Source organism: Nostoc sp. DedQUE12b, from assembly GCF_034530835.1.
Taxonomy (GTDB): domain Bacteria; phylum Cyanobacteriota; class Cyanobacteriia; order Cyanobacteriales; family Nostocaceae; genus Nostoc.
Map to the genome: position 1 here is coordinate 20,905 of NZ_JAVRCI010000060.1, position 20,124 is coordinate 41,028.

Below are 20,124 nucleotides of genomic sequence, written 5' to 3' on the forward strand. Positions count from 1 at the left end.
TTTCTGTACCTCTTTCCCTGGTTATAGAGAAATGATTAAGTTTCAGACGAAAGGGGGATTGGGAATTGGGCATTGGGCAATAATCTTCTCCCCCTGCCTCCCCTGCCTACGGCACTTTCTGCTGTTCAATCGCCTTACTGGGCGGAATCTGCTCAAGAGGAATCAGTGCTTCGATCACCGACTTCACAATTGGCGCAGCGACAGTAGAACCATAAGCACTTTCTCCTTTTGGCTCATCCACCAGTGCAAACACTACATAGCGAGGAGATTCCACGGGTAAAATAGCCACGAAACTGGTCATTCTCGCACCCTTGATATATCCGCCATTGGGACTAGCTTTTTGGGCTGTACCAGTTTTGCCAGCAATGCGATATCCCGGAATTTGTGCCGGCTTACCACTGCCTTCAGTAACAACAGTTTCCATCATTTCCACAACCTTTTGAGTTGTTGCGGTTGAAAAAATTTGGCGGGGGATGGTGTGAGTGGGTGAATCATGCATCTGCCCTTTGCTATCAATCAACCCGCGAACTACATGGGGTGTAACTAACTTACCGCCATTAGCTAAAGCACCGTGCATTTGCACTAGCTGTAACGGTGTCATAGAAAAGCCTTGCCCAAAGGAAGTAGTAGCTGGTTCAATTGGCGAAGCGATAAATTCTTCTTGACTTTTAAGCCTTCCGCCGACTTCAAAAGGTAAATCTGTATCAACTTTTTGTCCTAGCCCCAAACGTTCTAGCCAGTTGTAATAGATTGAAGGCTTTAAGCGTTGGATAATTTGCACCATGCCAATGTTGCTAGAATATTGCAAAATCTGAGCGATGCTGATTCGCCCATTCCCATTATTCATGGCATTTTTGATGTTGTAATTAGCGACGCGAATCGAACCGGAGTCATTAAACATATCATCTGGTTTGATGATGCCATTTTCCAGAGCGATCGCCACATTCAAAGGCTTAAAAGTCGATCCCGGTTCATAAAGATCCGCTACTGTCCAGTTTTTAAATAGTGAAATATCAGATTTAGCATATTCATTAGGATTATAAGTCGGCTGAGAAACGAGGGCGAGTAAGGAACCATCCAGTGCATCCATAACAATTACCGCACCACGTTTAGCGGCAAACTTCTCCATCTGTTGTTTGAGCGCAATCCTAGCTATTCGTTGCAGACGGCTATCGATAGTAAGTTGTAATCGCAAATCGTCAAAATGCAAAAAACCTTCGGGCGCCCGATCTGGCATCAAGACCCCATTACCCGACCGACTGAGGCGCACCGTTTGCACAGGACGTTCTAACAACTTCTCTTGAGAGTATTCCACACCAGCTTGACCACGACGGTCAACATTCACATAGCCCACCACATCAGCAACCAAATCGTCTGGCGGGTAAAATCGGGAGTATTTTTGAGTCCATTCCAGACCATTTAAGCGCAAAGAGATGACGCGATCAATAATTTCTTCTGGTAAAGCCGGCGCAAGTATAATTCCGCTTCTTTTGCTTTGAAAAGTTTTTACCAATTCAGCAGTATCTTTTGCCAAAATTGGGGCAAGTCGCTCTGCCATATTTTCATTAGACTTATCAAACAGCTTGGGATGAGCGTACAAAGTATATACAGGACGGTCAATAGCCAATAGATCGCTATTGCGATCTACCACTGGGCGACGGGGCATAAAAGGTCGCACATTCACCATTTGCTGGTTGCGTGCGTACTCAGTTAACTTTGGCCCCTTGACAATTTGCAGATTATACAAGTTAATAGTCAACCCCAACCCTGATACCATTAATATGCCCCAGACGATGAACAGCCGGGACTTAGTGTTGGATGTTTGGTCTTGCATACTAGAGGCTAATTTTCCCAAAAGCCCTCGTTTATAACCCTTTTTTTGGCTTGTCAATGCTGGATTCCGAAACTTTCTGAATTTTGTTCTGCTTGGTGACTTCTGCATTGGGTTCGTCCTTTGTCCCTTGTCTGTTGCCTTTTGTGATTAACCAGAAGTCTCAGTCCTAATGACTAATGACAAATGACAAATGACTCTTAAAAATTAGTATCCCAGTGGCGAGAGTGTTCGCGGTTGCGTTTCAGAATTTGGCGTTGTGTTAGGCGATACTGGCTTATGACTCTGAGATGCTGGAGGCAAGAAAATCATTCCTTCAGGAGTTGGCGATACCAGCCCTGCTGTTGGTTGTTCTGCTTCATTAGCCATTTTATTTTTCAGCGTCGCGTTGGTTGTTGTTAGCAGCCGTTCATGACGTTGGAGGTTTTGCAGTCTGCGATATGACTGACCCCAAAGCTCTTGAGAATAGACTGTCCAAGCATAAACAGCAAGTGTCGATGCTACTAACAAAAACGCCACAACTGACGAATAACGATGAAAGGTATACAAGCGCAGCAACCACAAAGGTGTAACTCTAGAATTAGGCATTGTCGGAAGCCCAAGAAAACCTTCCCTCGGACTTTTTTGGTTCGCATTCAACTGTTCGTTGAGATTTGGTAATTGTTGTCTACCCAACTCTTTCACCGATTTGGCTATAACTGCGTCATTTGTGGGAGAAACCGCTAATTTTTTTGAGGGACGGTGTTGTTTTTGAGAGGATACTGCTGTAGAAGCGCTCCGTGCTGCTGACTCCATACGCGCAGAGCGTCGCCTTCCTAAAGAAAGGATAGAATCTCGCCGGAACCAATTACCCCGTGTAGAAACAGTAGATTTACGACCAACTACCATAAATTTTTAATTTTTTTTTAGATGGAAAATACTGCACTTTAAATTGATTGTCTGTTTTGCTAAGGTTAAAATCACCTTCTGTGCAACAAGCACACATAACAGACTACACCCTTTTAACTTTTCTGATGGGTAGCTGTATCAATGTTTGCATCCCCTAGATATGCAATGTTTGCAATCAGTGATTAGAAACTGGACAGCTTACCCTTTAGGTATCGCACCTAAAGTATGGCAACGTCAGGTAGCCAGATGCAATACTCTGTGAAAAAAATAAAATTTTTTGCTATCATAGCCTCGTTTGCGAAATAAGTTGGTAATTTTCGTTTTGCTTCTGAGTTAAGAGAAACTAATCAGAATACGTAATTCCAAAAACAATACCCCAAAGGATTGTTTTTTTTTAGTATGTAGTCTCGCAGAATTTAAAAAAAGCAATAAATACGGTATCGTATTCAACAGGTGAAAAATTGTTCTAGCCACAATTGGTGAAAGAGGAGTTATGAAAACAAAAATCTTTGGTTTTGCTCTAATGTTAAGTCTGGCTGCAATTCTTGGGGCCTGTGAAGGTGGTGGTGGTGATGGTGCTGGTACTTCTACTCCAGCTGCTACAGGTGAACCAACTGATGCGCCTGCTGTTAAGACTACTCCTGCTACTCCCGCAGCGACTACTCCTGCTGCTCCCGCAACGACTGCTCCTGCTACTCCTAAATAAGGCATCTTAAACTTTAGTTTAAATCGCGCCCAGAACTACTTAGTGACAGCATTCCTCACTACATAGCTCGAATTAATTGGATTGAAAAAAACCTCATTTTTATGCTGGTTTATCAGAGCCTAGAGTTTGCTCAAATATCAACTAGGTAGGGCAGGAAGTAGAGGACACTGGTAAAGAGGGTTATGTCCTCTACCAAGTGTCCTTCTAAAAGTCCTGCCCGCTCAAACCTTGTTACTAGTCCAAGGGAGTTGAGTGAATCTAAGCTATTTTGTACGCAAATACTTCTCTCGTTTGGCATTTTAAATTGCTTATACTACTGAGTTTTGAGAGGGTAAAATAATTTATCGCGATCGCTGGCAATTGCTCTTGAGCATTCCCATAGTCTATTCCGTATCAGGAAAGACCTGGTAATCTCCCTTGATATTGCCAGATTTTTATTGGGAAAATTTGGGTATGGGAAAAACAGATTTTCATCCTGCGTTGTGAAGGTAGTTCAGGTAATGAGGAGAGTTAAAACGAGAAAGTCTATAAAATTACTGAGTTTAATTGTAATTAGTGCCACCTCGATTGCCTTAAGTAGCTATTGCAGATCGGCAGTAATAGCATTACCGCCACCAGAGGATACCCCAGAAGAAATATTACGGACAAAGATTATTATAGAAGCGCGATCGCCTATTGATGGCAAATTCCTAACAGCTGCCGAATACATCCAATTACAAGCGCAGCTGCAAGAAGGCCCGCCCCCAAAACTAGACCCCAAAATTCGAGAACAGGTTTTCTTGCTTCGTATACGTAAAACCTTACTTCAGTTCTTCCCATTTTTAAATTTTTGATAAATTCGTTATTAGTCATTAGTCATTCATCCTCTTGCAATGCCCCATTGCCCATTGCCCCATTGCCCATTGCCCAATTCCCCATTCCCCATTCCCCATTCCCCATTCCCCATTCTGATGTAGGATAACGGTGGCGACAAAATTGCAAATAAATGTAAAGAATATATATAGATTTTAAAAAAGTAGATTTAGTCAATCACGTTATTTCACTTAGGTAGCTTCATGTCCATGACCACGATCGCCCCTGAACAGGTTAACAGCATCGTTTGGAATCAGCATAACGATCCCTTTGAAATACTAGGTTCTCATCCCATAGAGCAAGATGGCAAAACTGTCTGGGCTGTGCGGGCCTACCTACCAAATGCAAGTGCAGCATGGGTCGTTCTTCCTGAACAACGCAAGGAATACCCAATGCAAACAGTGCATCATCCTCACTTTTTTGAATGCATGATTGACACTCCAGAACTAGCAAACTACCAGTTACGGATTAAAGAAGGGGAACATGAGCGTGTTACCTATGACCCTTACGCTTTCCGTTCTCCCAACTTGACAGACTTTGACTTGCATTTGTTTAGTGAAGGCAACCATCATCGGATATATGAAAAACTGGGAGCGCACCCTACGGAAATAGGCGGCGTTAAAGGCGTTTATTTTGCAGTTTGGGCACCCAACGCTCGCAATGTTTCATTGTTGGGAGACTTCAACCTCTGGGATGGGCGTAAACACCAGATGCGTAAAGGCCCCACCGGGGTTTGGGAATTGTTTATTCCTGAAATTGGTGTAGGGGAGTCTTACAAATATGAAATCAAAAATTTTGAAGGACACATTTACGAAAAATCCGATCCCTATGGTTTTCAGCAAGAACCTCGCCCGAAAACCGCGTCTATTGTCACTGATTTAGATACTTACAGTTGGAGTGATGAAGACTGGATGGAAAAGCGGCGTCGTACTGACCCGCTAACTCAGCCGGTTTCAGTTTACGAAGTGCATTTAGGCTCTTGGTTACACGCTTCGAGTGCGGAACCAGCGAAACTCCCCAATGGTGAAACGGAACCTGTAGTTGTGGTTTCGGAACTGAAACCGGGCGCACGTTTTCTTACCTACCGGGAACTAGCTGACCGACTCATTCCTTATGTCAAAGAATTAGGATACACCCACATAGAAATTCTACCCATTGCGGAACATCCCTTTGATGGTTCTTGGGGTTATCAAGTAACTGGTTACTATGCCCCTACCTCGCGTTTTGGCAGACCCGAAGATTTCATGTATTTTGTTGACAAATGTCACCAAAATGAGATAGGGGTAATTGTAGACTGGGTTCCTGGTCACTTCCCCAAAGATGGACATGGTTTAGCTTTCTTTGATGGTAGCCACCTATACGAACACGCTGACCCCCGCAAAGGCGAACATAAAGAATGGGGTACTTTGGTGTTCAACTACGGTCGGCATGAAGTTAGCAATTTCCTGGCAGCAAATGCCCTCTTTTGGTTTGATAAATACCACATTGACGGGATTCGTGTCGATGCTGTTGCCTCGATGCTCTATAACGACTATTGCCGCGAACCAGGAGAATGGCTGCCCAACCAGTACGGCGGCAGAGAAAATTTAGAAGCCGCAGATTTTCTGCGTCAGGTAAATCACACTATCTTTAGCTATTTCCCCGGTATTCTCTCAATTGCGGAAGAATCGACTTCTTGGCCAATGGTATCTTGGCCCACCTACACAGGCGGACTGGGCTTTAACTTGAAGTGGAATATGGGCTGGATGCACGATATGCTGGATTACTTCAGCATGGATCCTTGGTTCCGCCAGTTCCACCAAAACAACATCACCTTTAGTATGTGGTACAACCACAGTGAGAACTTCATGCTGGCTCTGTCCCACGATGAAGTGGTGCATGGTAAGAGCAATATCATCGGCAAAATGCCGGGGGATACATGGCAGAAGTTAGCTAATATCCGTTGTTTATTTAGCTATATGTTTGCTCACCCAGGTAAGAAAACCATGTTTATGAGCATGGAGTTTGGGCAGTGGAGTGAGTGGAATGCTTGGGCTGATTTAGAGTGGCATTTATTACAGCATGAAGCCCACCAACAGTTAAAAACGTTTTTCCGGGAATTGAACCATCTCTACCGTTCTGAGCCAGTTTTGTACACCCAGGATTTTGCTGAACCGGGGTTTGAGTGGATTGACTGTAGCGATAATCGCCATAGTGTAGTTTCCTTTATTCGTCGTGACAAGGATTCTGATGATTTTGCGATCGTTGTTTGCAATTTTACACCGCAACCCCATTCTCACTACCGCATTGGTGTACCGCAAAAGGGATTTTATACTGAGTTGTTCAATAGCGATGCGCGTCAGTATGGCGGCAGCAATATGGGCAACTTAGGCGGTAAATGGACGGATGATTGGTCTTTGCACAGCCGTCCTTATTCGCTAGATTTGTGTTTACCACCTTTGGGTGTGTTGATTCTCAAGTTGGATAAGAAGAAGACTGCTGAGGTAATTGGATAACAATTTAGGGTGGGGCGATGCCCATCCTACACATAATTTTGCCTATTCACAGCTACTTAAGCCAGTTTTCTAATAGACTCTGGTGAAATTAAATATGCATTATTACCCTTGTAGAGACATAGCACTGCTACGTCTCTACATTCTTTTATATAGAGGTATGAGTATCATCAGAACAGAAAACCGGGTTAAGCTTAAAAGCCGTATTCACTAAGGATTTTCACGATAACGAAGGTCATTGACATTCTCGGCAATTACCAATATGACGAAGATGGAAATGCCCTTGATAAGCTGTTCCACATCTAGTTTGCTTTAAATAAACATGATGCACATCAAGATGATTGTGGAAAAGGAATTACAGATTGGACTAACTGTAGATAGATGCACTTTGTATAATGTGTTGTCACAGTTTCACTTGTTCTGCTGAGACAAAGTTTTGCGATGCGCTCGCCCTATGCAAGTATTGGATCGCGGGGGATTTGGTAAAACTTATTTAGCTTTTGATATGACTCAAAAGCCTAAATTTTGTATAGTACAAATGTATGATTTGTTAGCCCTAATCCTAGATATTTTATAATTCTATGACACAGATTAAGCCTGAAGTAAAGCGCACAGAAGAATTGCGTCAGTTGTTGCAACAAGCAAGCTTCGCTTATTACGTCCTAGATGCTCCAATTATGGAGGATGCAATCTATGACCAACTATATCGAGAATTGCAACAACTGGAAACTCAATATCCAGAATTAACAGCACCCGATAGCCCGACTCAGCGCGTAGGTGAGAGGCCAGCAACACAATTTACCTCGGTGCGGCACAATATACCCTTGTACAGTTTGGAAAATGCATTCAATATTGATGAGTTGCAAGCATGGGATCAGCGTTGGCGGCGACAAGTACCGAAAATAGATTCAGTGGAATATGTCACTGAACTGAAAATTGATGGTTCTGCTTTGGCTCTTACTTACCAAGATGGCATTCTAGTTAGAGGCACAACTAGGGGTGATGGGGTAACGGGTGAAGATATCACCCAAAATGTGCGGACAATTCGCTCAATTCCCTTACGTTTGAATTTTGAAGGTTTAGAAATTCTAGAAAGGGTGGAAGTGCGAGGCGAGGCGTTTTTGCCGTTGGAAGTGTTTAAACAAATCAACGAGGAAAGGCAAAAAGCAAGTGAGCAATTATTTGCCAATCCCCGCAATGCCGCAGCTGGTACACTCAGGCAATTAGACTCTCGCATTGTCGCTAAACGGCGGTTAGATTTCTTTGGCTACACCCTGCACATTCCTGGTAGAGATGACACCAGTATTGCCAATACCCAATGGGAAGCGTTGGAGTTGTTGGAAAAGATGGGTTTTCGAGTCAACCCCAACCACAAACTCTGTGCTTCGATCGCAGAAGTGGCAAAATATTATGAATACTGGGATACGGAACGGCTGAATTTACCCTACATGACTGATGGGGTAGTGGTGAAGCTGAATTCTTTTAAACTTCAGGAACAGCTAGGATTTACGCAAAAATTTCCCCGTTGGGCGATCGCTTTAAAGTATCCAGCGGAAGAAGCACCTACCCGTGTGGAAAATATTGCTGTAAATGTGGGACGAACGGGGGCGTTAACACCGTTAGCCGAGATGCGCCCTGTGCAACTGGCGGGGACAACAGTTTCCCGTGCAACTTTACATAATAGCGATCGCATTACTCAATTAGATATCCGCATTGGGGATACTGTCATCGTCCGCAAAGCTGGGGAAATCATCCCAGAAGTGCTGAGGGTAATCAAAGAACTCCGTCCCGCTGACACTGAACCTTTCGTTATGCCCACCCATTGCCCAGTCTGTGGCCAATTGGTGGTGCGAGAATCAGGTGAGGCGGTGACTCGGTGCGTTAATGCTTCGTGCGCAGCAATTCTCAAAGGTTCCATTGAACATTGGGTAAGTCGTGATGCCTTAGATATTAAAGGTATGGGCGAAAAGTTGGTATATCAACTCGTTGATAAAGGTTTGGTGCATTCCGTTGCCGATTTATATGAGTTGACAGCAGAGAAGTTATCTGCATTAGAAAGGATGGGGAAAAAGTCGGCAGAGAAATTAATCGATGCGATCGCTCAGTCAAAAAATCAACCTTGGTCAAGGGTATTGTATGGTTTAGGCATCCGTCACGTTGGCAGTGTCAACGCTCAATTGTTGACTCAGAAATATTTCACTGTAGACCAGTTAGCTACAACAAAGCAATCAGATATTGAAGGTATTTACGGTATTGGTGGTGAAATTGCCCAATCTGTGTACCAATGGTTTCGGATTGATGCTAACCAAAAATTGATAGAACGCTTGCAAGCAGAAGGATTGCAATTAACTGCCACCGAAGAAACAAAAATAGTTGGTGACGGTAATCAAAAGTTTGCAGGTAAAACTTTTGTAATTACGGGAACATTGCCCACCTTGAAGCGGGATGAAGCGAAGGATTTGATTCAAAAAGCTGGGGGGAAAGTGACTGATTCAGTTAGTAAAAAAACCGATTATTTAGTTTTAGGAGAAGATGCCGGTTCCAAGTTAGAAAAAGCAATTTCCTTGGGGATTATGCAGTTAAGTGAGGGGCAATTATTAGAAATGCTTGAAGATTGAAAATGATTCAGAATTGCTATAGCAAACGAGTTTTTTTGCACAATCGGATGGTTATCGTAAGGAAAATTCATAAATTACTTCTACTCAAACGGGGGTAACTTGTTCGGGTCAATACCTTGAGATTGCAAGTAAGCAATCAGTCGTTCTTTTTGCTGACGTTCTTGTTCAGCGCGTTGGCGTTCTTGTTCAGCGCGTTGACGTTCTTGTTCAATCTGTTCTACAGCCCACGGTAACAAACAACCATCTCGATCCCACCAGCGCAACCAATACGCAGTGCGACCTTCTTTTGTTCCTTGCCAAGTTCCTAAAAATAAGCCCATTACATCAATCCAATGACGACCATTTTCGTCGGGTTGCTTTAACTCATAGCGCTTATTTTCCAGTTGATAATATTCTAATAAACCGCCATCAGGTTCAAAAATCACGTAAATGGGAATCTGCAAAATTTGCTCGTAGAAAAACCATTTTCCTGGTGGATAAGTTCGCTTGACTGAATATTCTCCACCCTCAGTATCGGATAAAAATTCGATAGCGATCGCCGGAATATCTCCTTCTAAATTGGGTGTATAACTTTTGCGGTTAGCCACCACTTGATTAACCGATGGCACATAAACCCAGTCTGGTGCTTTGGCAATAAATTGCTCGTTGACTGTCGCACAAAGACCAAAGTTTGAAGCTATCAACATCTGGGGTTGGATGAATCCACTGATTTCTAGGCTTTCACGCAAAGCACCAGCTAAAAGTGGCTGACCGGTATTCTCCACTGGTTCATCCTCTAGTTGAAAATCTTTGGGCAAGGCTTCCCAAGAGATTACCAGTTCTGTTGGTGATTTGGCTTGGCTGAGTTGGGTTGCCATAAAAACAGCACGAATTTATTCTCGATCTTATCGCAAGCGATACTAATATCATGTCCGCATAATTAGTTATACTAACCACAGTCATTACACCCCACCCCCAACCCCTCCCCGCTTGCGGGGCTACGGTGTACACACAAGTCGAATTACCCCCCATAGTCCCCCCGTGTAAAGGGGGGAAACAAGAAAAATCCGGTTCCCTCCCCAATACATACGGGGAGGGTTAGGGTGGGGTAATTCGAGAACTGGTAGTAATTCGATAACTTGTGTGTACACCGTAGGCTTGCGGGGAGGGGAGACAAAGCGCAGCTTTGGCGGGGTGGGGTTCTTCGGGTTTAATAAGCAATCAAGCGGACATGATATAAGAGCAAAAAAAGGGGCAGAAAACCCGCCCCCTATTTAACCAGGAAAGTAAAAATGCTCTAAAGCAGAACTTTAGCTAAAATTGGTTCCACACTCTTAGAAATCTCTGGGACATATACCTGTGAAACGTAGTCGGCAATCATTCTGTCGGTGTTGAATAACGGCGCATTCGTTTTAATGGACGTTTTCATCATTTGCACCCAACGGTGAGGAATGCCTTGGGCATCTTGGTCATAGTATAGAGGAACGATTTCTTCTTCTAACAGCTGATAAAGCGATCGCGAATCAATCCCATCTTGCAATTCTTGATCGCTAGTATTAGCATCTTCACCTATTGCCCAACCGTTAATTCCTTTGCCATCTGGCCCTGCTTGGTAGCCTTCGCACCACCAGCCATCCAAAACGCTGCAATTAAGACCGCCGTTGAAGCAGACTTTTTGCCCACTCGTACCAGACGCTTCTAAAGGACGACGGGGATTATTCAACCAAACATCCACACCTTGCACCAATTTTTGACCAGTGTAAATGTCATAATCTTCAATAAAGGCAACTCGGTTGATAATCCCGGAATTGTGACACCATTCCATCAAGCGCTGAATAATTCGCTTACCTTCTTCATCGGCTGGGTGCGCTTTACCTGCAAAGATAATTTGTACTGGACGTTGAGCATTACCAAAAATCTTCAGTGCGCGTTCGGCATCGCGCAAAATCAGATCCCCGCGTTTATAAGGGCTGAAACGTCTGGCAAATCCAATGGTCAACACATTGGGATCGAGTAGTTTTTCAGTTGCTTGAATGAGTTGATGATTTTCGCCACGCAACTCCCGTGATTTCTTCACCTTATAACGGGTGAAAGCAATCAATCTTTCTTTAAGAATGAGATGTCGCGACCACAATTCCTCATCGGGGATCTCGTCAACTTTAGCCCACATTTTGGGATCGACGGCGCGATTTTTCCAGTCTTCTCCCAAATATTCCTCATATAAGTCACCTAACAAGGGTGCAGTCCAAGTGGGTGCATGAACGCCATTGGTAATGTAACCAATTGGTACCTTATCTTCCGATCGCTGTGGATAGAGAACAGTCCACATTTTACGGGAAACTTGACCGTGCAATTCACTCACGCCATTGCAAGCACGAGACATCCGCAATGCTAAAACGGTCATCCCAAAGGGTTCCCAAGGATCGCCCAATCGCCTTGCACCCAGCGCCAAGAATTGCTCGCGGGAAAGTCGCAATTGCGGCCAATAGCTGGCAAAGAAGGAGTCGATTAAATCGGGTGAAAAGACATCATGACCGGCGGGAACGGGGGTATGGGTGGTGAATACACAACTGTTGCGCACCTTGGCTTCGATATCGTAGAAAGATTTGCCAGTCCGTTCAATTTCTACCCGCGCAACTTCTAAGGTGCAGAATGCAGCGTGTCCTTCGTTGAGGTGATAGACAGAAGGTTCAATACCCAAGGCGTGTAGGGCGCGAACACCGCCAATTCCCAAGACTACTTCTTGGGCGATGCGGGTTTCCAAGTTACCGCCGTATAGGTGTCCCGTCAGCCAGCGGTCAATGGGATCGTTATCGTGGCGATCGCTATCTAATAAATATAAGGTGACTCGCCCAACTTGCACTCGCCAGATTTGCACTTTCACAACCCGCTGGCGAACTTGTAACTCGATAGTCACCGATTCCCCTTGCTCATTTTTAATTAACTCCAAGGGCATGTGGCCAAAGGGGTTGTCAATATAATAATCTTCTTGCCAACCTTGGCGGTTCAAGCGTTGCCGAAAATAACCTTGGCGATATAACAAGCCAACACCAACCAACGGCACACCTAAATCTGATGATGATTTCAAGTGATCCCCAGCGAGAATTCCCAAGCCACCAGAGTAGACGGGTAGAGATTCATGGATGCCAAATTCGGCGCAAAAGTAAGCAATAGGATGCTCTCTAGATACTTGCGGTGCAACTCGACTGACCCAAGTATCTTGCTGGTTGATGTATTGGTCAAACTCACGCGCGAGGGCGGATATCTGCTTTAGATAAAATGGGTCTTCTGCTAATTGTGTCAGACGCTCATAAGTTGCCGACTCTAAAATTGCGACTGGATTATGCCCACAGCGTTCCCATTCTTGGGGATCAATTGTTTGGAATAGGGAGATGCGATCGCCACTCCAACTCCACCAGTAGTTATAAGCCAAATCTGCCAAACGTTTGAGCGGTGAAGGTAACTTTTCACTCAAGTGTCGTGCTGCGGTGATTGCACTGCTATTAGCCATACTAAATCTATGTCCTCGCGCTTAACTTTTTCTCTATGTATCGGGAACCGGGGAAGAAGCAAGGGAGCAGGGAGCAAGGGAGAATTTTCCCTTTTGCACCCCGCCCCGATGCCTCTTTTCCATGCTCAGTCCCTTTTATTTCCTCTTCAGGTTTATAACACTGGAGTTTTCACGTGCTGAATTCTCCCCTGAAGTTGGAACAGTTTCTCGACATCAAACCTTATCCAAGTAAATGGTTTTTATTGTTCTCGTCTTCTAAAAATTATCTCTACTTTTGGACAGATTTAATATTTTTTTCTATCAAATTCGTTGACATTATTTTACTTTTTTTATTTTATTGTAAATATTTATTTATATTTTTACAATCAGCAACTAAAGTTATTTATATGTCTTGATAATAGTCAATTTTTAACTACAGTTATTTGCATCATAATAATGCTTTTTATCCGATAATCACAGCACATGCCGTTATCCACGATAAAACTCATATCTGTTAAAGAATAATTAAAAATGAATTATAAAGTGGCAAAATATGTATCATAAGATTCACTTTTTATTAAAGCTCTTAATTGCCCATTATCAATTAGAATAAATTTGAATATATCAAAATATTAAGATAATGACGATAAAAATTTTGTTTTATTAACAAAAACAATGCAGTTGAATCGAAGTAATTTCTTCAGATTTCTGATCCAATCAGAGCCAGGAAAACCAGCAATATCCAACGGCTTACGAGCTGTTTTAGCGTTGGGAGTTCCCATGGTAATTGGGCAACTCATTAATCAAAGAGAAAGCGGATTATTCGTTGGTTTAATGGCTCACTTTGTCAACTTAGCGAATATTGGTGGCCCTTACCAAATCAAAGCTAAGACAATGGCACAGGCTACTTTGGGAATAACTGCTTCAGTATTTGTGGGTACTCTAGTCGCTCAAGTTCCAGTACTAGCTGTAGTGCTGACACTTCTCTGGGGAATTGCTTCCGGTTTTGCGTCACTGTACGGTAATGCTGGTGCCAATGTCGGCCTAGTAATAGGGATATCATTTATTACCACGATCGCACAGCCAGGAAACTTGGAAGTTGCACTCATGCGATCGCTACTATGCCTAATTGCAGGTGGATGGGCGATGTTACTCTCTTTAGTAATGTGGCCTTTTAGACCTTACGAGCCAATACGGCTAGCTTTGGCTGATTGTTTCAGTGCGATCGCCAACTACATTCAGGCATTTATAGGTAAAGTAGCAACAACTGAAAATATTCTCGAAATTAGAAAAGCATTAGAAACAGCACGCACTGCTTTAGGTACATTACGGATTGGACAGTCGTCTCGGAGTTGGATAAATGAGCCATTTTTGCTACTAATTCAGGATGGCGATCGCTTGCTTGGTTTAGTTGTTGCCTTAACAGAATTACTAGAAACTCACTTCCAACAACAGCAATATCATACAGTCCAGCAATTAGTAGACGATGCACTCGCAGAAATATCATTCATTCTTCAAGCCATAGCGAAAGTCATATCTCGCAAGCCTGCTAGCATCGACTTGGGAAACCTCAAGCGCATCTATGAAGCACTGAAAGAACAAGAAAGTCTGCAAAGAAAAGCAATTGCTGGGAGTGAAACCGACTACACAACCCTCGTTGCTTTCACTAACTTGGTGCTGACGCTCAAAAAGCTGATCGAGCAATTGCAATACACGGCTCAGACAGCTAAATCTCTGGAAGATCGCAGCAAAATGAGTCAACGAGATATAGATAGACTGCTTTTATTTGAAGAAGAACAGCGATCGCTCTTAAGTTTACTCAAAGAAAACCTGACTTTAGACTCAGCAATCTTTCGCCATGCTCTCCGCATTGGTGTGAGTCTAACTGTAGGCGTGATCTTATACAGCGTTACAAATTTACCAATGGGCTATTGGGTAACACTGACAATTATATTAGTCCTGAAACCAAACTTGGGTGCAACTTTCAAACGGTTTTTCCAGCGAGTTGGCGGGACAATCTTAGGAGCTGTCTTAGCTGCTATCTTACTTGCAAGCATCACGAGTAAGCCTGTATTAGACATCATCATTCTGCTGACAGTATTTTTTGGCGTTTCCCTGATCGGTTTCAACTATGGGTATTCAGTGATTTTCTTCTCAATATTTGTCTTACTGATTATCGATATTGGTCATCCTATTAGTTGGCAACTTGCTGCTTTTCGGGTGTTGAATACATTAATTGGGGCGGGACTGGCTTTTGCGAGCCATTACTTTTTATGGCCAAACTGGGAACGCGATCGTTTACCTAGTCAACTCGCCACAGCGCTACGAGAATGTCACAAATACTTTCAGAATGTGATGGCTGTTTACCAGGGGACAAAAGAGCGTGACTCCAGCATTATCAGTCAACGGCGACAAACTGGACTGGCAATTGGCAATGCTCAAGCCTCCTTCCAAGGATTGCTGCGCGAACCCCAAATGCACCAAGAATTAGTAGAACCAGTAATGACACTAATGCTGTATATGGGACGTTTTGCTAACGCCGTGACAGTTTTGGCAGTACATCTCGAACATTTCCGAGGAACAGTGCCACTCCCAGAATTAGAAACCTTTGTCCGCCAAATTTCGTTAGGGTTAGAGCAGTTAGCTGATTCGGTACAGCAGGAAATTCCCCCACCACCTTTACCTGATTTGGAAGAAACACTGCAAAAAATCCAGCCGCACCTGCAAGCACTGCGTACAGCCAGGATAGAAGAGTTAGCCGTCAATCAAGGACATACACCAATTCGTCAGGCAGTCATTGATTACAGCATATTAGATTTGGAGATCGATCAGATCGTTCGGCGGTTGACTGCTATGCACTCAGCGATGGTACGGCTAATATCAGGTAAATAAAAGTAATATTGGGTTTCGTTGCCTCAATCCAACCTATAAAATAAGCGATCGCATTTATCCCCTTGCCCTCTTCGTTGAAATAGCTGCTAATTGATAGTAGAGTTAGGTTTTAAACAAAGGTAATGTAATTATTAAAAGCAGCAAAATTGCCTCCTCCGTTGAAGTCTGAATATAACAGTGCTAATTGTGCATCACCAAAATATAGAACACCACCATAGTAAGCACTGAAAGAACTAAACGTAAATTCATTAATTAGAGGAACTCCAGCGTTATTTAACTCAATTCCAAAGTTTGCGGCAGAAATTTGAATCCGATCGCCTTTACCAGGTGAAAAATCTTGAATGACATCAATCCCATCATCTGGCGAATTGATGATATATAAGTCTTTACCGGCACCACCTCTAAGAGTATCGTTCCCAGAGCCTCCAACTAAAGTGTCATCAAAAGAATCACCGATGAGAATATCTGCGCCACTATTACCAAACAACCTATCTTTACCAATTCCACCAACAAGAGAATCATTACCTTCGCCACCAGTTAAAGTGTCATTACCAGATCCACCACTCAATGTGTCGTTATTAGAAGTTCCAACAATATTATTGTTTCCATCATTACCATTGATAACTGCCATATATTCACCTCAAATCCATACACTTAATTGAAGTAATAGTAATTACGCCAGCACACAAAACATCAGTTTTTTTATACATTTTATAAATTAATGCCATCTCTAATAATTTTGCATTAAATTTTGTGTAGAGCGCCAAATGCTTTATCTGAACCGCTAGGGTCTACGGTGTACACACAAGTCAACTCGCCACAGCGCTGCGAGAATGTCACAAATACTTTCGGAATGTGATGGCTGTTTACCAGGGAAAAAAAAGCGTGACTCTAGCAACCGCCCTTACCTGATTTGGAAAAAACACTGCAAAAAATCCAGCCGCACCTGCAAGCACTGCGTACAGCCAGAATAGAAGAGTTAGCTGTCAATCAAGGACATACACCGATTCGTCAGGCAGTCATTGATTACAGCATATTAGATTTGGAGATCGATCAGATCGTTCGGCGGTTGACTGCTATGCACTCAGCGATGGTACAGCTAATATCAGGTAATTGAAGAAGAATTCAGCTATTCTGAATTCAGGAGTCAGAATAAATCAGTGTTAAATTTCAATATTTCTTTGTTTCCAGTAATTCGGTTTGCGCTTACCATGCGCGATGCCTAATGGCAAGCCGCAAAGCGTCTACGCAATAACCCAAATCACTTCTTCAAGCACCGTATAAAAAATCAGATAGGGAAAACGTTGAATAGCATAACGACGTATTCCTTCAATCTTGTGTGGAGTTCCTAAATGGGGTTTTGCTGAATTTTAAGAATAACTTTTTCCACTTCAGATAGTAAATCTAGCCCCAAGCCTACTTTTTGAGCTTCATAATAAGCTATTGCAGCATCAAGCTCCTTCCGAGCTTCAGTGTGGATAACAATAAACTTCACGAATATTTTTCTCGTAACTCAGAAAAAACTTGAGATGATGATTCTCCAATAGCTGTTTTGCAATTAATATCCTCTAACCGTTGGGTTAATTCCGTATCCCAAGCAGTTTCTAGATTATCATCTATACCCTCATCTAGAGAATGAATTAAAAAGTAAGCGATTTCAGCACGTTCTTTTGCAGAAAGCTGAGAAAGTTCGAGTTTAAGTTTTTCCGCAATTTCACTCATCCTTTGGAGTATCCCCAACAATTCTAATTATAGGCTCAACTATCCAATCGTAACACCGACGTTGCTCCTCATTTCTCCTATTCCTTGGAAGCAAACCATTGTAGTGGCAAAAATTTCATAATATTTGTTACAGTTTTTAAAGTTTTTAATTCTGGTATATCTGGTTTTAATTGTTCTGCGATCGCTAATTTTGGTTCAGCTTGTGTAGGTTGAAAATTATATAAATAAACAAAAGCTAAATAAATCCATGTGTAAGGATTTTTAGCATCATATTTAGTTAATTCTTTTAAATTTTGGATTAATTCCGGGACTTGGCGCTGTAAAAGTTGTGATAAGACTAAAGTGTAACGCCAATTTAAATTATTTGGCTCTGTTTGCAGATAATAATTAGCCGCGAAATCAATTTGTTTTAAATAATCCTGAGTAGGATCGTATTGATTGAAATGACCTATTTGCACAAAGATATTATTTAATTTACCCTGTTGTAACTCTTGTGCTAGCTGTGAAGTTCGGGTAATTAAATCTAAAGCTGGCGATTTTTCTACTGTTCCTGCATCTGTCACATTTACAGTAATATCTGGAATATTTAAAGATGTGGTTTTGTTGTTTCTTCTATCTAAATAGAGTGCTGATAGCTGATATTTTCCTAGTGGTAATGTTTTAGGAATAAATGTAGCTAAAGCTTCTTTCACCCGGAAACTTCCTTCAGGATGACATTTGATGCCACAGTATAAATTACCTAAGCCAATGGCATGATCGTGATACCAAGATGATTGGCCATTTTGCCATTTTAACAGTAATATACCATTTTGCAAATCATTCCATGAACCTGTTATTTCATAGTTTACAGGGTTGTTTCTATCTAAAATTAATTGCTGAGAAATCGCTACTTTTTCTAGACTAGTTACAGACTCGCTATTATTTATTTTTTCAACAGTTACAGGAAGATTTTTGCAACTATATAATCGCATTTTATCTCCATGAGGTAATATCCAATCGCCTTGTAATTTCAAATCAGTAGAAGATTCGACTAAAGATTTTAATTTTCGTTTAGTCTCTCCACTTTCTCCAGGTCTATATGGTTCATTATCCCTAGTAATATACCAACAAAAATATTGTAAATCTTGCTCTATCTGAGATAATTTGGTTGTTAATTTTCTGCCAGATACGCGAAAATCTGCTAATGTCCCAAAATAATTTAAAGTATACTCATTTATCTGCGGTGTAGAAACAGGAATTACCCCTAAATTCGACCTTAAATATAAATTTGTTTCGGTGATTTTGTGTATGAGTTTCTCCAGAGGATATTCTTTAGCATCATTATTAGGTAAATGTCTACCACCCCATGCTTGAATTAGGGGTAATGGAAACAAATTGTTTAGTAAAACTATGCAACTTAATACTAAAGTGGCTAATCTCAGCTTATCAAAATATATATTCTCAATTAAATTGAATAAATCCGCCAATATTAAACTAATTATCGGAAAACATGGCAAAATAAATCTAATGTCTTTATTTGTGCCAAAAGAACAAATTATATAGCTACTTACTAAGGTAACTAATAACCAAATCCGAGCCGATTTATGGAGATTTTCTGAAATTAAATTAGTAGTAGATTTATATTTAATAAGATAAACTAATAAAATGCCAATACTCACACATAATATTGGTAAACCAACGGTTTCTGGGATCGTTTGTGGATAGTATAACCATCCAGCAATAGTTGTGGAAGAAGGATCGCCCTCCCTTTTTCCAACTTGGTTAGCGTTTAATGCTGATGTAATAATTGTTAACCAATTTAAGCCATACCAAAAACTACAAATTAACCAAGCTATCATCAAAGATAAACAAGCTTGAATTAGCTTGATAAATCTGCGTTTTTTAATTAAGCTAATTAATGCCCAAATACTAGGAACTAAAATAAAAATAAAACCTGTAGGTTTAGCCAACAAGATTAAACCTATTCCAACGCCCAATAGGATAGTTAACGCCCATGACAAAAACCCAATATACCTATCTTTCCAAATTGTCAGGACTGTAAAAGTTACTGTAACAATTGCTGTCAAACCATAATCTAATAAATAATCTGTCCTAATAATCCCTAAAATAGGAAATAACACACAAAATATACTGGCAGTTATGCCAGTTTTTCGGTTATTAAATAAAAAATGACCTAACTGATATACTGAAACTATAATCATCGCAGTATATAATAAATTAACCAAACTTGCTTGGTCATATCCACGGCCAAACAATATCAAAAATGGGACAGTGCAAATATATACAAAAGGAGCGCGATAACTTGGAGTTAATTGCCACAGAGATAACCACCAATCTCCTGAGAAGATATTGAAGTTTTGAAAAACTTTATAATGATGTAATGCTGTAGCTAAATGTGCGCTTTGATCGAAGGCTGGAATCGATTCATCTAAGAAAAACCAAGCTCTATCTATAGCTAATGCTATCAACCAAATTACTAATAAAATGAGATAATCTTTTCGATGCTGAGAATGATCAAAATTACTCATATTTATTTGCTCAAGAACTAAAGTTTAACCAATTATATATCTGTCGTGTATCGACGTTATATAGTTAAGTGCTGAGTGCTGAGTGCTGAGTGCTGAGTGCTGAGTGCTGAGTGCTGAGTGCTGAGT

General features: G+C 41.7%; 15 protein-coding genes. 6 read left to right on the forward strand and 9 right to left on the reverse strand.

All coding sequences use genetic code 11. From position 1 onward, the window contains the following. Positions 1–106: 106 nt before the first annotated feature. Positions 107–1,834 carry a peptidoglycan D,D-transpeptidase FtsI family protein gene (locus tag RMY16_RS24245; protein ID WP_416211695.1) on the reverse strand — a complete coding sequence of 576 codons (1,728 nt, stop codon included), beginning with the start codon at positions 1,832–1,834 and terminating at the stop codon, positions 107–109. A gap of 204 nt (positions 1,835–2,038) precedes the next feature. Beyond that, positions 2,039–2,719, reverse strand: coding sequence for a hypothetical protein (locus RMY16_RS24250; RefSeq protein ID WP_322738495.1), 681 nt, complete (start codon positions 2,717–2,719; stop codon positions 2,039–2,041). A 493-nt stretch (positions 2,720–3,212) separates the two neighbouring features. Here RMY16_RS24250 and RMY16_RS24255 point away from each other — a divergent pair, with 493 nt between their 5' ends. Next, a complete protein-coding gene (locus tag RMY16_RS24255; RefSeq protein WP_322668662.1) occupies positions 3,213–3,425 on the forward strand; it encodes a hypothetical protein in 213 nt (70 codons plus the stop codon). Positions 3,426–3,925: 500 nt separating this feature from the next. Then, entirely contained in the window at positions 3,926–4,258 is a 333-nt protein-coding gene (locus RMY16_RS24260; protein WP_322738496.1) for a hypothetical protein, read from the forward strand. Between the two features lie 22 nt (positions 4,259–4,280). On the opposite strand, the gene RMY16_RS24265 is transcribed toward RMY16_RS24260, so the two are convergent. Next, complete coding sequence (locus RMY16_RS24265; RefSeq protein ID WP_322738497.1) at positions 4,281–4,454, reverse strand: hypothetical protein; 174 nt, start codon at positions 4,452–4,454, stop codon at positions 4,281–4,283. Positions 4,455–4,480: 26 nt separating this feature from the next. Between RMY16_RS24265 and glgB the strand changes: the two genes are divergently transcribed. Both glgB and ligA read left to right on the forward strand, forming a co-directional pair. Beyond that, positions 4,481–6,772, forward strand: coding sequence for a 1,4-alpha-glucan branching enzyme (gene glgB, locus RMY16_RS24270; protein WP_322738498.1), 2,292 nt, complete (start codon positions 4,481–4,483; stop codon positions 6,770–6,772). A 578-nt stretch (positions 6,773–7,350) separates the two neighbouring features. Continuing rightward, positions 7,351–9,387: an NAD-dependent DNA ligase LigA gene (gene ligA / locus RMY16_RS24275; RefSeq protein WP_322738499.1), complete on the forward strand. Its 2,037-nt coding sequence runs from the start codon at positions 7,351–7,353 to the stop codon at positions 9,385–9,387. 80 nt (positions 9,388–9,467) lie between these two features. Here ligA and RMY16_RS24280 read toward each other — a convergent pair whose 3' ends face one another. Next, complete coding sequence (locus RMY16_RS24280; RefSeq protein ID WP_322738500.1) at positions 9,468–10,244, reverse strand: Uma2 family endonuclease; 777 nt, start codon at positions 10,242–10,244, stop codon at positions 9,468–9,470. Between the two features lie 419 nt (positions 10,245–10,663). Further along, complete coding sequence (gene glgP / locus RMY16_RS24285) at positions 10,664–12,877, reverse strand: alpha-glucan family phosphorylase (protein ID WP_322738501.1); 2,214 nt, start codon at positions 12,875–12,877, stop codon at positions 10,664–10,666. A gap of 654 nt (positions 12,878–13,531) precedes the next feature. Here glgP and RMY16_RS24290 point away from each other — a divergent pair. Next, positions 13,532–15,748, forward strand: a complete 2,217-nt coding sequence (locus RMY16_RS24290; RefSeq protein WP_322738502.1) for an FUSC family protein — start codon at positions 13,532–13,534, stop codon at positions 15,746–15,748. A gap of 109 nt (positions 15,749–15,857) precedes the next feature. On the opposite strand, the gene RMY16_RS24295 is transcribed toward RMY16_RS24290, so the two are convergent. Next, positions 15,858–16,379 (reverse strand): calcium-binding protein, encoded by a 522-nt coding sequence (locus tag RMY16_RS24295; protein WP_322738503.1) that lies wholly within the window; start codon positions 16,377–16,379, stop codon positions 15,858–15,860. Positions 16,380–16,661: 282 nt separating this feature from the next. Between RMY16_RS24295 and RMY16_RS24300 the strand changes: the two genes are divergently transcribed. Continuing rightward, a complete protein-coding gene (locus tag RMY16_RS24300) occupies positions 16,662–16,865 on the forward strand; it encodes a hypothetical protein (protein WP_322738504.1) in 204 nt (67 codons plus the stop codon). 231 nt (positions 16,866–17,096) lie between these two features. On the opposite strand, the gene RMY16_RS24305 is transcribed toward RMY16_RS24300, so the two are convergent. The 3 genes from RMY16_RS24305 to RMY16_RS24315 form a co-directional block, all read right to left on the reverse strand. Continuing rightward, positions 17,097–17,243 carry a hypothetical protein gene (locus RMY16_RS24305; protein WP_322738505.1) on the reverse strand — a complete coding sequence of 49 codons (147 nt, stop codon included), beginning with the start codon at positions 17,241–17,243 and terminating at the stop codon, positions 17,097–17,099. Beyond that, entirely contained in the window at positions 17,240–17,470 is a 231-nt protein-coding gene (locus RMY16_RS24310) for an addiction module protein (RefSeq protein WP_322738506.1), read from the reverse strand. Before RMY16_RS24310 ends, RMY16_RS24305 begins: the two co-directional genes overlap by 4 nt. Positions 17,471–17,547: 77 nt before the next feature. Continuing rightward, positions 17,548–19,998 carry a hypothetical protein gene (locus RMY16_RS24315; RefSeq protein ID WP_322738507.1) on the reverse strand — a complete coding sequence of 817 codons (2,451 nt, stop codon included), beginning with the start codon at positions 19,996–19,998 and terminating at the stop codon, positions 17,548–17,550. Positions 19,999–20,124: the final 126 nt, after the last annotated feature.

Coding starts and splice junctions, on each gene's coding strand:
- RMY16_RS24245 (WP_416211695.1), bottom strand. CDS start 1,834: ATGCAAGACCAAACATCCAACACTAAGTCCCGGCTGTTCATCGTCTGG.
- RMY16_RS24250 (WP_322738495.1), bottom strand. CDS start 2,719: ATGGTAGTTGGTCGTAAATCTACTGTTTCTACACGGGGTAATTGGTTC.
- RMY16_RS24255 (WP_322668662.1), top strand. CDS start 3,213: ATGAAAACAAAAATCTTTGGTTTTGCTCTAATGTTAAGTCTGGCTGCA.
- RMY16_RS24260 (WP_322738496.1), top strand. CDS start 3,926: ATGAGGAGAGTTAAAACGAGAAAGTCTATAAAATTACTGAGTTTAATT.
- glgB (WP_322738498.1), top strand. CDS start 4,481: ATGTCCATGACCACGATCGCCCCTGAACAGGTTAACAGCATCGTTTGG.
- ligA (WP_322738499.1), top strand. CDS start 7,351: ATGACACAGATTAAGCCTGAAGTAAAGCGCACAGAAGAATTGCGTCAG.
- RMY16_RS24280 (WP_322738500.1), bottom strand. CDS start 10,244: ATGGCAACCCAACTCAGCCAAGCCAAATCACCAACAGAACTGGTAATC.
- glgP (WP_322738501.1), bottom strand. CDS start 12,877: ATGGCTAATAGCAGTGCAATCACCGCAGCACGACACTTGAGTGAAAAG.
- RMY16_RS24290 (WP_322738502.1), top strand. CDS start 13,532: ATGCAGTTGAATCGAAGTAATTTCTTCAGATTTCTGATCCAATCAGAG.
- RMY16_RS24295 (WP_322738503.1), bottom strand. CDS start 16,379: ATGGCAGTTATCAATGGTAATGATGGAAACAATAATATTGTTGGAACT.
- RMY16_RS24310 (WP_322738506.1), bottom strand. CDS start 17,470: ATGAGTGAAATTGCGGAAAAACTTAAACTCGAACTTTCTCAGCTTTCT.
- RMY16_RS24315 (WP_322738507.1), bottom strand. CDS start 19,998: ATGAGTAATTTTGATCATTCTCAGCATCGAAAAGATTATCTCATTTTA.